The following is a 12858-nucleotide window of genomic DNA, read 5'->3' as shown; positions in this document are numbered from 1 at the left end:
TTATTCATTTACTGTGTATTAAAAACTGGCTAAGTATTACAGAAAAAAAGTGGAGATGCAGTAGTTGTTTTGTGTAAATATCATTTTTGGCACTCAACATGATCGGTTTTTAAATGCTTGAGAAGTTATTATATTTACAACCTTTTTGATATGATGATGCGAATATCGAATTAAGTTAGGAAAGTGAATGACGACCTTAAAAAATGATCGTTTCTTGCGTGCCTTATTACGTGAACCGGTAGATGCAACTCCGGTTTGGATGATGCGTCAGGCTGGCCGTTATTTACCAGAGTATCGTGAAACACGTGCAAAAGCGGGTGATTTCCTATCTCTTTGTAAAAATACAGAATTTGCTTGTGAAGTTACTTTACAACCTTTGCGTCGTTATGACTTAGACGCAGCTATTTTATTTTCAGACATTTTGACAGTACCTGATGCGTTGGGTTTGGGACTGTATTTTGAAGCAGGTGAAGGTCCGAAGTTTCATAAAACTGTACGTACCGAACAAGATGTACTGAATTTACCTAAGTTTAATGCCAAATCTGACTTAGATTATGTCATGAATGCAGTGACTACGATTCGTTCAGCATTGGGCGGACAAGTTCCTTTGATTGGTTTCTCAGGCAGTCCTTGGACACTGGCAACCTATATGGTGGAAGGCGGTTCAAGCAAAGATTTCCGTTTTACGAAACAAATGATGTATGCACAACCTGAAGTGTTGCATGCCTTATTAGACCGTTTGGCTGTGGCGGTGACTGAATATCTCAATGCGCAGATTGATGCAGGTGCCCAAGCCGTACAAATCTTTGATAGTTGGGGTGGGGCATTAGCACACCGTGAATACATCGAATTTTCACTAAACTACATGCAAAAAATCGTGGCAGGTTTACAGCGTGAAAAAGATGGACGCAAGGTTCCTGTGATTTTGTTTACCAAAGGTGGTGGTCAATGGTTAGAGCCAATGATTGCAACGGGTGCAGATGCTTTTGGTTTAGATTGGACTACGCCATTAAATGTAGCACGTCAAACAGTCGCAGGCCGTGCAGCATTGCAAGGTAACTTAGACCCAGCAACATTATATGGTTCGCCTGAAGCAATCGCGAAAGCGACGCGTGCTATGTTAGATGACGCATATGCAAACGGTGAAAAAACCGGTTATGTGGCGAACTTAGGTCATGGTATTACTCAATGGGTAGATCCAGCCAATCCAAAAGCCTTTATTGATACGGTACACGAATATAGTGCCAAGTATTTATAAGGCTTCAAGGAAATAGGTTTAGGATTCAACCGTGGTCAAGATGATAAAATCATGTTTTGAGTTCTCTTATAAGGCAGCTTCGGCTGCCTTATTTGGGATATTACTGCTGATCGCTTTTGCATTAACTGCAGCAATGGGAAGTCAGGAATATTTTGGCTTTTTCCGTTATGACTATTTATTGTTTTATGCACTGATCATTCAAGTGTGTTTACTTTACTTAAAACTCGAATCTTGGGCGGAAGCCAAAGTCATAGCACTGTTTCATCTGCTGGCTATGGGGATGGAAATATTTCTCACTCATCCACACATTGCCTCATGGCAATATCCGCAGCCTGCGGTTTTCAAACTGCTGACTGTGCCATTGTTTGCAGGTTTCATGTATTCGGCGGTGGGGAGTTTCTTTGCACGTTCGTTACGTCTATATCAGGTGTCGTTCAGTAACTTACCGCGTTTTGGCAATATGCTGTGCTTAGCCGTTTTGTCATATCTTAATTTTATGACCAAATTTTTTGTGCCAGATATTCGTATGTTTTTGTTTGCTTGGAGTGTGGTGATCTTTTGGAAAACTAAGCTCAGTTTTCAATTACAAAATCATGTGATTCAGTTGCCCATGTTACCAGTACTGTTGATTTTGGCATTTTTGATTTGGATCGCAGAAAATATCAGTACTTTCTATCAAATTTGGTTATATCCAAGTCAGGTCGATGCATGGCATATGGTCGGTTGGGGGAAACTCGGTTCTTGGTATTTGTTGCTATTACTCAGTTTGGTTTTAGTGCTCAAAATTCTTGGAAAACGTGATAAAAATGGTACTTGGTTACTCAAAAAATAGTGAAAAAGAACGTATTATTTTTAGCCAAAAGTTTTAGATGAAAATGTTTTGCCTTATCTGAAAGATCAAGTTAATCTACAGGTGTGTAATCAAAATTACACATGTTTTAATAATTAAAAACAATGGAATAAAATTCCCTGGAGAAGTGCTATGTTAAAAAAATTAGCTTTAGTTGCAGTCGTTGCACTAGGTTCTACAGCTGCTTTTGCTGACCGTGACGTAGGTTGTGGTGTTGGTTCTCAAGTTTGGGCTGGTCAATCAGGTAAAATTCCTAAAATTTTAGCTGCGACTACCAACGGTATTTTTACTAACCAGTTACTTGGTATCACCTTTGGTACTTTAGGTTGTAGCGGTACAGGTACAGTGACTGCTCAAGCGGTAACATTTACCAATGAAAATGCTGAATCACTTGCTCGTGATATGGCAGTTGGTCAAGGTGAGAGCCTGAATGTTTTGGCTGAGCTTTTAAACATCCAATCAACAGATAAAGCACGTTTCTTTGCTGTGTCTAAAGCAAATTTTGCTGAAATCTATTCAGCTGAAAACCAGTCTTCTCTACAAGTACTTGCTTCATTACAAAGTGTAATGGCGAAAGACGAAGTACTTAAAGCTTACGTTTAATCGATGCTTTTAAAACCCTGTCTCTCGGCAGGGTTTTTTATTATCTAAAATATATAAAAATGGATTTGAATATAACTGAATGAAATCAATTGCTTTATTTTGTACTTTTATGATTCCGAGCATCATATATGCTCAGCAAGTTGTAGATTCTACTCCCTCTAAAACCGTAGAGTTACAGCGATATATTGAACTTGCACAATCAAAAAAACTGTCTGAACACATCAGTTGGCAACGACTTTTATATACAGATCATAAAGGACAAAGTGAAGTTGCTTTTTCAGGTTACTTTCTAGCTGAAAATGGCCGTCAAAATGCCCAAGCCGAATTAGAGGCAGATGTCACTGCACTATTTCAAACCGCCGAACCTAATCAAGCCTTTCGTTGTCGTTTCCCTGCGCGTAGTCAGTGGCTGATGCAAGAGTTATCCATCCGTTCAGAGCAGTTACCAGTGGTGAGCTGCCCTGAGTTTGATGAATGGTTTGGAAAAATTAAGCCGTATAAAGCAACATTAATCTACGCCACAGACTTTATGGGTAATCCAAGTTCTATGTTTGGACATACCTTATTGCGTCTCGATCCGAAAGATCAAAAAGAACTAAATTTGGTGTCCTATGCCATTAACTATGCAGCGACAGTTGCAGGTGAAGATAACTGGTCTTATGCATGGAAAGGCTTAACAGGGCAGTATCCTGGTGAATATTCATTGATGCCGTACTACCGTAAAGTGAAAGAATATGGTGATTTTGAAAGTCGTGATTTGTGGGAATATGAGCTAGCACTGACCGAGCAAGAAACCAGTTATTTGGTTAAACATATTTGGGAAATGCAAAATGTCAGTTTTCCCTATTATTTTGCCAGCGATAACTGTGCCTATCGATTATTGGGCCTAATGGATTTGGTTCGCCCGACACTGAATTTAACCGAAAAATTTAAAGTTGCTTCCATTCCCGTTGAGACGATCAAAGCGATCAATGATGAACAACTGATTCAAGCAGCGGTTTATCGTCCTGCATTAGAAACGCAGCTTTTGTCACAAGCGCAGCAACATGGATATCGTTTAGCACGCGAAGCGCATAAGCTCGCTGAAATTGAACCTGCGATGATGTCGACAGCACTCGCTCAGTTTAATGAAGTAGAGCAAGCGAAAATATTAGAAATGGCGTATGACCATCTGTATTTATTACTGATTGGGAGAAAGGTGAGTGCGGAAGAAACGCAGCCTAAATTACGTCAAATCTTGGCCTTACGTAGTCAATCTTCGCAACCAAAACAACGGACTGAACCTAAGCAGCCAAGTCTAGACCCAGTCAATGGACATCATGCGCGAAATTTTTCAGCTACAGTAGGCGAAGTTCAAGGTGAAAAATACATCGAACTCGGTCATCGTCAGGCTTATCATGATTTGATCGATCCGCAAGGTGGCTTTCGGATTGGTACGCAGTTGATGTTTTGGGATGGCTCGATTCAATATCGTGACGACCAACTCAAACTCAATCATTTTGATTTTTTATCGGTCAATTCTTACAACCCGATCACGCCATTTAAAACACCGCTAAGCTGGGGTTTTAATTTTGGCTGGCAGCAAGTGTCTGTAGATGCAGGTCAATTTAGCGAAACGAAACAACATGGCGTTGCTGAATTCAAAGCACAATCTGGTTATAGCTGGGCCAATCAGGAACGCACACATTTGTGTTATGTGCAGTCTCAAATGCAGGTGCAGGGCGGCAAGTCACTAGATGATGGATGGCGAGTGGGCCTTGGGCCGACATTGGGTTGCCAAAATATTTGGTCGGAAAAATTCAATAGTTTGGTTCAGGCAGAGCTTCCGTATTGGGAAGACACACATCAATGGAATCTGAAACTCGATGCTGAATTACAATATATCGTCAACCAACAAAATGCTTTAAGACTAGGCTATGAATACCAGCAGCAAGATGATCAAGATTGGAATAAATTGAAATTGAGTTATGTATTTTTCTATTAATTTTTAAGATAGATAAAATATGAAATATCAAATAAATTTGTTTTTTTATGTAAGTAAAGCAAGGTATGATTGCTAGCTTTGTAATAGCTGTGGTTTGTGTCACCGAATGAATCAAGAATGTATTACAGGTCTAAGTCAGGCTTGGAAAGATATTTGTGATCAATATACTGAAAATGAACATCTTGCAGCATTGCAATTTATCCAAAGGCATGTTGAACATTTAGTTACTGTTTTTTATGAACAAATGTCACGTGAGCCAGAGTCAGCTGAATTTTTTAAAGACGATATCATTCAAAAAAGGCTCATCGACACTTTAAGAAAATGGTTGTTAGAAACGTTTAATGTCGCACTGAATGGTGAATTTGAAAGCTCAGTCAAAAGACAGCAGAAAGTTGGAATGGTACACGCGCGTGTTGGTATTCCGTCATGGTTCATCATGCGTGGTGTACGTGAAATAGAACGTAAAATATTTGAAATTTTAGAGTTAAACCAAACGCAAAATATTCTCCATATGTGCAGTTATATTGTACAAATTATGGGGTTCAGCACAGAAATTATGTGCCGCTCTTATGAGATCAATACAGAAAAAAACCAAGAAACAAAACACAATTATCGCTTATTTTCAGCGATGCAAGATGTAGCAGTGCATAAAGATAAACAACGGGGTTCATTGCTCGACTGGGAAAATGAACTGATGTTTAAAATCTTTTCGGGCAATGTTGGTTTTTATCATCCCTTATTTTCAAAATCAGAGTTTGGGCTATGGTTCATTCATAAAGCGGCATATGCTTTTTCTGGTTCAGATCAGGTTCAACTGATTATTGACAGAATTTATGAAGTGGATCAATTAACCCAGCAAACGATGCAGATGACGGAAAAAGATCAGCTGCAACAGTTGATTCAACAGATTCGTGAATTGAACCGTGAAATTCAGCATCTAGTTGATCAACTATTTCAAGTGGCTGAATATATTGAGTCTGGCAATGATTCTTTGACTCAACTTCTAAACCGCCGCTATCTCAGTACGATTATTTCACGTGAAATTACCTTTGCGCGGCAAAATGAAACGCCATTGTCTTTGCTCGCCTTTGACGCGGATTATTTTAAAATGATCAATGATAAGTTTGGTCATGCAGCAGGTGATCTCGCACTCAAATTTATTGCTGAAGCCTTGCAGCGTTATAGTCAAGGTAGCGATTATGCATTCCGTATTGGTGGGGAAGAGTTCTTATTACTCTTGGTCGATACTGGTGTAAACCGTGCGATGAAAATTGCAGAAAATATTCGCCAATATATTGAAAAGGGCTTGATCCGAACGGCACAAGGTCAGCAATTTAGTTTTACCGTAAGCATTGGTTGTGTGCAGTATGATGGCCATCCTGATTATCAGCGTTTCTTAGATGCCGCAGATCATGCGCTGTATGCGGCAAAAAATAATGGTCGAAACTGTATACAAGTCACAAAGCATTTGTCGTATATCTAATTTATCCTGAGAATAAAAAACTCCCATATGTGGGAGTTTTTTTATGGGTAAATATGTTTTATGGCGAGATGTGCCGTAATTTAAACTTCGACAACTACATAGTATTTTTTGACGGCTTCGACAACTTCAAACTTGCCCTGAAAAGATGGGGGAATAATGCCCGCATGGCCAGCGGAAACCTCGATATATCCACCTTGTTGATCATGAATACGTACTAAACCTTCAAGGATTGTAAAAAATTCTTGTTTATTGGGTGCAAAGACAATATTCCATGCGCCAATTTCACATTGCCAAATCCCGCAGTCCATATTGGGGTGTACATACAGGCTTGCAGTTTCACGTTTAGGATTGCCCTGAACCAAACGGTCTGGGCGAGGGAAGTCTATGCTGTGTTTGGCTTGCGCTAAACCCTGACCGGCAATATATACATCTGACATGATTCATCCTGAAAATAGTGCTTTGCTATCAAAGCAAACGATTTGCGATATTAAAACACAAATAAAAAAAGCCTCAAAAGTTTGAGGCTTTTTTAAAGAGCTGACGCTGAATGTTCTATTAATAGCTTTCAGGCACAGCACTTAGGAATTCACGGCGTTCTTCTTTATTGGTTTTAAAGTCACCGACAAAAGAAACGGTACGGGTTGTAGACTCTTGTTTACCTACACCACGCATCATCATACACATGTGAGCTGAATCAATCACCACAGCAACACCACGTGCACCAGTCACTTCAGCCACAGCTTCAGCGATCTGCTGAGTGAGGTTTTCCTGAATTTGTAGGCGACGGGCAAACATTTCTGTAATACGTGCGAATTTTGATAAACCTAAAACATTGCCTTCTGGGAGATAAGCAATATGTACACGGCCATAAAAAGGCAATAAATGGTGCTCACACAAAGAATAGAATTCAATATTCTTAACTAAGACCATTTCACGGTTATCGGATGGGAAAACCGCATTGTTGGTCACTTCTTCAAGTGTCTGGCTATAACCAGAAGTAAGATATGAAAAAGCTTTAGCAGCACGCATAGGCGTATCTTTAAGACCTGGGCGATTCAGATCTTCACCAACGGCAGTTAGGATATTTGCGTAGGATTGCTGCATAGACATAAGACGTGTTCACTTACACTGAGAGATTGAACAAGGACGGCATTGTAGCAGAAAACTATTACAATGCCTTCTTTTGGAGTTAAATCCGATTATTGTTTAAACTGTGGGTTCTTTTCTGCACGTTTAAGCAGAACCAGTACAGCACCTGTACCGCCTTGTTTTTCTGGGGCGCTCACAAATGCCAATACATCACGATGTTGACGTAACCAACTATTTACATAAGTTTTTAAAATTGCTTCTGGTCCTTTGCCATGCACAATTTTAATGACGTTTTGATTGTCATCTTTCGCCATTTGAATGATTTGCAGCACAGCCGAACGAGCTTCTTCTACAGTGCAACCGTGTAAGTCGACTGCTTCGAACCAACGTAGATTACCGGCTTTTAAATCTTCAAAAACTTTATGTTGTAAGGTTGCAATGCGATAGCTTAAGGCCGCTTGACTGGCAACAGGGTTGAGCATCGCTTGAGTATCAGAAAGCAATGCATCATCTGTTTCCATAGGACCAATTGCAGCAGCACGTTTAGCCAAGGTTTGCGCATCAGGTTTTTTACGACCCACTTTTTCCATTTTTGCAGTATTTCCTGCATTCATTTTTTGAACACCTTGCATTTGCTTTTGGAAAAGCGCTAAGTCTTCTTCCTGCTCTTGTTCAACAGTCTTTGGCGTTGGCTCAGGCTGTTTAGCAATCGTAGAGGAATGTGGATTCGTAATTTGCTTTTTAAAAGATTTCAGTAGGTTGTACTGATCTTTTGAAAGCGAAGAATCGTGTTTGCTCATAATGAAAAAACGGGAAATATACAAAAATTTAGAGCAATTATAGCCTTAAATGGCACTGATTTGAACTGGAAAGACTTTATATAAAGAAGATCTCTTAATTCATTACAAATCCTATTTGGGCTTCAAAGTTGAATTAATTAATTTAATAACTTTTTTATTTTTATATTGTTCTGCAAGAGCTAATGCTGATTGTTCTTCATTAAATTTAGAAATACACACGATTTCGGTTGAAGCGCCTTTTTCAAGTAAATAAGAAATTATCTGATATTGATTTAGGCGAATAGCTTTACCTAATGGGGAGTATCTAGTGAAATAATATGTCTGTGGTTCAACTTCATCTACTACAAGTTCATTTATTTTTCTCAGCTTCATTTTTTTAATGAAAGAAATATCTGCATGCTCGATTGCTGCCATAATTAAGGTGGTATCATAAAATTCATTGTTTTCACCTAAATTTAAATATTCAAGATACAAGTTTTTGGCTTTTTCATAATTATCAATATCATTTTTCTGTGCCAGGTTCTTTATCGCATTTTGGAAAAAATCATTCATATCATCAAAATCATTTATTGCTGCATGGAACATGAATAGATTTATTAAATATGGCTCATCAGCTAAATTCTTTTTCAATAAATGTGGGTTATCTTTATAAAAAATCTGTTCAAAATGATTTAATTTTTCCATGGAAATAGGGTGAGATTTAATATTGATTGGTTTTGATAAAGAATTTTTATGTCCTTTAGACATAGAAAAATAGGTTGAATTTTCAATATTCTTGTTTTTAGTATTGATTGAGTAATTAATGACTATTGGTAAGCCTTGATAACTAATGATTTCAATTTGATTATTATTGAAATCATAATTTTTGCCCTTTAGCACGTTAGTATTTATATTTGGAAAAATTTGATTTAGGTCAATCTGCGCAGCAATGATGCCTTCGGGCATAGTGGAAATATTAAAGTAGAGGATATGATTTTGGTCAATATGATACGGTGAGCCAGTATAAAGAGTTATATTTTTTGCCCAACTTATCTGGTGTAGTGAAACCAAGATTAATGAAATGAATAGAAGAGTAGAAGAAATAATCGACTTCATTATTTTTTAATTCTCAAATGAATAAAAATTATAAAAAGGATGTGTAATTTTTTTAATATGGATGCAAAGGAGGAAAAGGGTGAGCGAACTCACCCTACATATTTCATTTATATTTTATCAGGCACACCAAACAGCTCCTTAAACGCCTGATCAGGACGTGGCTGCTTCATAAAACTCTCACCGACCAAGAAGGCATGAATGTCATGTTCTTGCATCATGGCAACATCTGTGGGTGTGGCAATACCGCTTTCAGTCACAAGTAGGCGAGAAGGCTCAAGTAACTTCTTCAAACGTAATGATGTATTGAGGTCAACTTCAAAGGTTTTTAAATTACGATTATTGACGCCAAGTAGACAGTTGTCAGAAAGACGCATTGCACGCTCAAGTTCTTCTTCGTCATGTACTTCAACCAATACGTCGAGATTGTGCTCAAAAGCAGTTTTCGACATTTCTTCGAGTTGTTGATCTGACAAACAAGCCACGATTAATAAAATACAGTCTGCATGTAAAGCGCGTGCTTCAATTACACCATAAGGGTCAATTAAAAAATCTTTACGTAGCGCAGGTAAGCCACAGTTCGTACGTGCAATCTGAATGTTTTCATCGGCACCTTGGAAAAAATCCACATCGGTGAGAACAGACAAACATGCCGCACCAGCATCTTGATACTGCTGCGCAATTTCAGCAGGGTTAAAGTTTTCACGAATGATGCCTTTCGATGGTGATGCCTTTTTAATTTCAGCAATCACCCCCGGACGTTTAGAGCCGAGGTTTTGTGCAAAACCTCGAACAGGTGTAGCTGCTTGAGCTAGCTCTTCGACATCTTTATAGCTACGTTGTTTAAGACGGGCTGCAAATTCTTCTTTTTTACGTTCAACAATTTTACCCAAAATTGTATTGGCGATATCTACCATGATCTGTGTCCTAATCTTAAGCTTCGTATTCTTTTAAAGTTTTCGTAAATTCAGACAAAATGCCCATTTTTTCTAAGGCTTGACCGCCATAGATAATGTCATGTGCTAATGCAACACCTTGTTTATAGCTTTTGGTTAAGCCTGAAACATAAATGCCTGCGCCTGCATTTAGGGCAATCATATTCGCGGCTTTATCACCGAGTGCAGATTTGTTTTTACCTAAAGCATCTTTGATCAATTTTAGACTTTCAGCAGCACTATCTACAGATAGACCCGTTAAGGTTTGCGACACGATATCTACGGTTTCCGGCTGAATTTCCCATTCAGTGACTTCGCCATCTTTGAGTTCAGCAACATAAGTACTTGATGCAAGGCTAATTTCATCTAAACCGTCTTTTGAATGCACCACCAAGACATGTTCTGCACCGAGTTGTTTTAAAACTTCAGCCATAGGACGACATAATTCTGTAGAGAAAACACCAATCACAAAACGTTTTACGCCGGCCGGATTCGTAAGCGGGCCAAGTAGGTTGAAAATACTACGGAAGCCCAATTCTTTACGTGGACCAGCAGCATATTTCATGGCTTTATGATGATTAGGTGCAAAGAGGAAACCAACGCCCATTTCACGAATACAACGTTCAGTTTGCTGCATGTTAAGGTCAAGGTTAATTCCAGCTTGTTCTAAAAGATCAGAAGAGCCTGATTTTGATGAAACACCACGACCGCCATGTTTAGCAATGGTTGCACCTGCTGCTGCAATGACAAAACTAGACGCAGTAGAAACGTTAAATAAGTTTTGACCATCACCACCTGTACCAACGATATCCACCAAATGTGGCAGATCACTGACATCGATTTTGATCGCAAATTCACGCATTACACGTGCTGCGGCAGTGATTTCATCAATACTTTCACCTTTTTGGCGTAAGCCCATCATGAGTGCGCCAATTTGAGCATCGGTTGCTTCACCTTGCATGATGGTACGCATCACTTCTTCCATTTGAGGTTGAGTGAGTTCAATATTTTTCGTGATGTTATTTAAAGCTTGTTGAATATTCATAATATTTTTTGCACTCGATTAAGCGTAAATTTCTAAGAAGTTTTTAAAGATTTGATGGCCATGTTCACTGAGGATTGACTCAGGGTGAAACTGCACGCCTTCGACAGGCAATGTCTTATGTTTAACACCCATGATTTCTTCCATCGTGCCATCTTCCTCATTGGTCCAGCAGGTCACTTCTAAACATTCTGGCAAAGTCGCTTGATCAATCACCAAAGAGTGATAGCGAGTAGCGGCAAATGGAGAAGGGAGGTTGCTGAAAATGCCTTGATCGCTGTGATACATGTCAGATAAACGACCGTGCATCACTTTTTTAGCGCGAATAATATCGCCGCCAAAAGCTTGTCCTATGGCTTGGTGGCCTAAACACACACCCAGTAAAGGAATTTTTCCCGCAAAGTGTTGAATCGCAGGAATTGAAATGCCTGCTTCACTTGGCGAACAAGGGCCAGGACCAATGACTAAATACTTCGGTTGCCATCGCTCGATATCTTCTAAAGTCACGGCATCGTTACGTACAACTTTTACTTCCTGATTTAACTCGCCAAAATATTGGACGATGTTGTAGGTAAAAGAGTCATAATTGTCGATCATGAGAAGCATATCAAGCGTATCCCTAAGAAATTTATACTAATATTTTGTTTAATGTTTTTTTGTTACCCGCAACGTTACCCGTTTTAAGAACTTCAACTTAAATTAGGCACAAAATATAAAGCCTGCTAAGTGCAGGCTATATTATCAGATTCTTGTTTGTATTTTTCGACTTCTTTCTTCACTTGAGATTCGTGCCAAAAAACATCTTTTTCGCTTAAACGGATTGGCTCGGGAAGCTCTCCTTGCTTTAACATTCTATAGAACTTAGTTTTCCCAACAGAGAGAAGTTTCATAAAATCATTAGCCCGAACTCGACGATCAATTTCCATCAAGACACCTCCTTTAAAATTTGTTTCACTGATTCAAGAAAATCCTCAGAAATACTTTCATGTCCTATATCTGTATCTTTGCCGTTGGGATCCATCACGCCACCTTTAAAATAAGGGCCTGGGCTTGAAGGCGAAGAATAAATTCTTTGCCATTCTTTAGCCATAATTTAAGAAAAAGCTCATAACGCTTTTGAGCAGCACCATTCATGTTTCCCGCATTATCAATCTTCAAACCAGGTTTATTTGCTTTAGTGAAAACAGCTTCACCAACAATTTTATTAATTACGCATTGATATCCATCACTTGCTAAAAACATTGTGAAGGCCGGGACTAATGATTTAGGACAAATCATGAACTCACCTCACTTGCTTGACTCTCAAGCTCGAAGCGACGCTTTTTAACGTAGTCCATTAACTTAGGTTGTATTTCAGGACTACGCGCGGAAACATCAATTTCCAAGGCATCCAATGCAGTTAAGTCTGGTGCATTCTGAATCTGAACCATCAGTGAAGGGGGAGTTTTAATTTCAGCTTCTGCAGGTGCAAGCTCACGTAGGCGCTTATGAATAGCATCCAACAATGGTTTACGCTGTACTTCTGTCCAGTTGCGTGTATAGCCGGTAAGGGCGGTGGCTTCTTTAGGTGTTTGAGCATTTGTTGCACTGGTTATTAGGGGCTGTTGACATTTTATAATGGTAGCCAGATAAATATACAGGCTAGAGCAACTGAGTTTTCATAATTTCGCTTTAGCTTATCGTAACGAGTGGCAATTCCTCTGAAATGTTTTAATCTGGCAA

General features: G+C 39.0%; 15 protein-coding genes and 1 pseudogene. 5 read left to right on the top strand and 11 right to left on the bottom strand.

What is annotated here, in order from left to right; all coding sequences use genetic code 11:
* Nucleotides 1–187: 187 nt before the first annotated feature.
* The 5 genes from hemE to FTU79_RS00060 all read left to right on the top strand — a co-directional run bounded on the left by hemE (nucleotide 188) and on the right by FTU79_RS00060 (nucleotide 6178).
* Nucleotides 188–1258, top strand: a complete 1071-nt coding sequence (gene hemE / locus FTU79_RS00080; protein WP_078191978.1) for a uroporphyrinogen decarboxylase — start codon at nucleotides 188–190, stop codon at nucleotides 1256–1258.
* 40 nt (nucleotides 1259–1298) lie between these two features.
* Nucleotides 1299–2090, top strand: coding sequence for a DUF817 family protein (locus tag FTU79_RS00075; RefSeq protein ID WP_180048767.1), 792 nt, complete (start codon nucleotides 1299–1301; stop codon nucleotides 2088–2090).
* A 150-nt stretch (nucleotides 2091–2240) separates the two neighbouring features.
* Nucleotides 2241–2711, top strand: coding sequence for a DUF3015 family protein (locus tag FTU79_RS00070; RefSeq protein WP_078190276.1), 471 nt, complete (start codon nucleotides 2241–2243; stop codon nucleotides 2709–2711).
* 79 nt (nucleotides 2712–2790) lie between these two features.
* The gene (locus tag FTU79_RS00065) at nucleotides 2791–4695 is read left to right on the top strand and encodes a DUF4105 domain-containing protein (RefSeq protein ID WP_180048625.1); all 1905 of its coding nucleotides are present in this window, start codon (nucleotides 2791–2793) and stop codon (nucleotides 4693–4695) included.
* A 106-nt stretch (nucleotides 4696–4801) separates the two neighbouring features.
* The gene (locus FTU79_RS00060) at nucleotides 4802–6178 is read left to right on the top strand and encodes a diguanylate cyclase (RefSeq protein WP_168379157.1); all 1377 of its coding nucleotides are present in this window, start codon (nucleotides 4802–4804) and stop codon (nucleotides 6176–6178) included.
* 80 nt (nucleotides 6179–6258) lie between these two features.
* On the opposite strand, the gene FTU79_RS00055 is transcribed toward FTU79_RS00060, so the two are convergent.
* From FTU79_RS00055 to FTU79_RS00005, 11 genes and pseudogenes are all read right to left on the bottom strand, one after another.
* On the bottom strand, nucleotides 6259–6615 hold the full coding sequence (locus FTU79_RS00055; RefSeq protein WP_180003198.1) for a cupin domain-containing protein: 357 nt from the start codon (nucleotides 6613–6615) through the stop codon (nucleotides 6259–6261).
* Nucleotides 6616–6733: 118 nt separating this feature from the next.
* Nucleotides 6734–7282, bottom strand: coding sequence for a GTP cyclohydrolase I FolE (gene folE / locus FTU79_RS00050; protein WP_171262632.1), 549 nt, complete (start codon nucleotides 7280–7282; stop codon nucleotides 6734–6736).
* A gap of 95 nt (nucleotides 7283–7377) precedes the next feature.
* Nucleotides 7378–8067, bottom strand: coding sequence for a Smr/MutS family protein (locus FTU79_RS00045; RefSeq protein ID WP_180007661.1), 690 nt, complete (start codon nucleotides 8065–8067; stop codon nucleotides 7378–7380).
* Between the two features lie 111 nt (nucleotides 8068–8178).
* Nucleotides 8179–9162, bottom strand: a complete 984-nt coding sequence (locus FTU79_RS00040; protein WP_180048624.1) for a hypothetical protein — start codon at nucleotides 9160–9162, stop codon at nucleotides 8179–8181.
* Between the two features lie 107 nt (nucleotides 9163–9269).
* Nucleotides 9270–10076, bottom strand: coding sequence for an indole-3-glycerol phosphate synthase TrpC (gene trpC, locus FTU79_RS00035; RefSeq protein WP_180048623.1), 807 nt, complete (start codon nucleotides 10074–10076; stop codon nucleotides 9270–9272).
* 16 nt (nucleotides 10077–10092) lie between these two features.
* On the bottom strand, nucleotides 10093–11139 hold the full coding sequence (gene trpD / locus FTU79_RS00030; protein WP_180007664.1) for an anthranilate phosphoribosyltransferase: 1047 nt from the start codon (nucleotides 11137–11139) through the stop codon (nucleotides 10093–10095).
* Nucleotides 11140–11157: 18 nt separating this feature from the next.
* A complete protein-coding gene (locus FTU79_RS00025) occupies nucleotides 11158–11742 on the bottom strand; it encodes an aminodeoxychorismate/anthranilate synthase component II (RefSeq protein ID WP_218945341.1) in 585 nt (194 codons plus the stop codon).
* Nucleotides 11743–11858: 116 nt separating this feature from the next.
* Nucleotides 11859–12062 (bottom strand): AlpA family transcriptional regulator, encoded by a 204-nt coding sequence (locus FTU79_RS00020; protein ID WP_111884584.1) that lies wholly within the window; start codon nucleotides 12060–12062, stop codon nucleotides 11859–11861.
* Between the two features lie 94 nt (nucleotides 12063–12156).
* Nucleotides 12157–12414 carry a hypothetical protein gene (locus tag FTU79_RS00015; RefSeq protein ID WP_180026396.1) on the bottom strand — a complete coding sequence of 86 codons (258 nt, stop codon included), beginning with the start codon at nucleotides 12412–12414 and terminating at the stop codon, nucleotides 12157–12159.
* Nucleotides 12411–12641, bottom strand: a complete 231-nt coding sequence (locus FTU79_RS00010) for a hypothetical protein (protein WP_180048622.1) — start codon at nucleotides 12639–12641, stop codon at nucleotides 12411–12413. Before FTU79_RS00010 ends, FTU79_RS00015 begins: the two co-directional genes overlap by 4 nt.
* 107 nt (nucleotides 12642–12748) lie before the next feature.
* Nucleotides 12749–12858, bottom strand: a pseudogene (locus tag FTU79_RS00005) (IS5/IS1182 family transposase); the annotation flags it as partial.

Origin of the sequence: Acinetobacter sp. YH12144 (genome assembly GCF_013418345.1) — a bacterium.
Taxonomy (GTDB): domain Bacteria; phylum Pseudomonadota; class Gammaproteobacteria; order Pseudomonadales; family Moraxellaceae; genus Acinetobacter; species Acinetobacter amyesii.
This window is presented reverse-complemented; position numbering and strand designations above follow the sequence as displayed.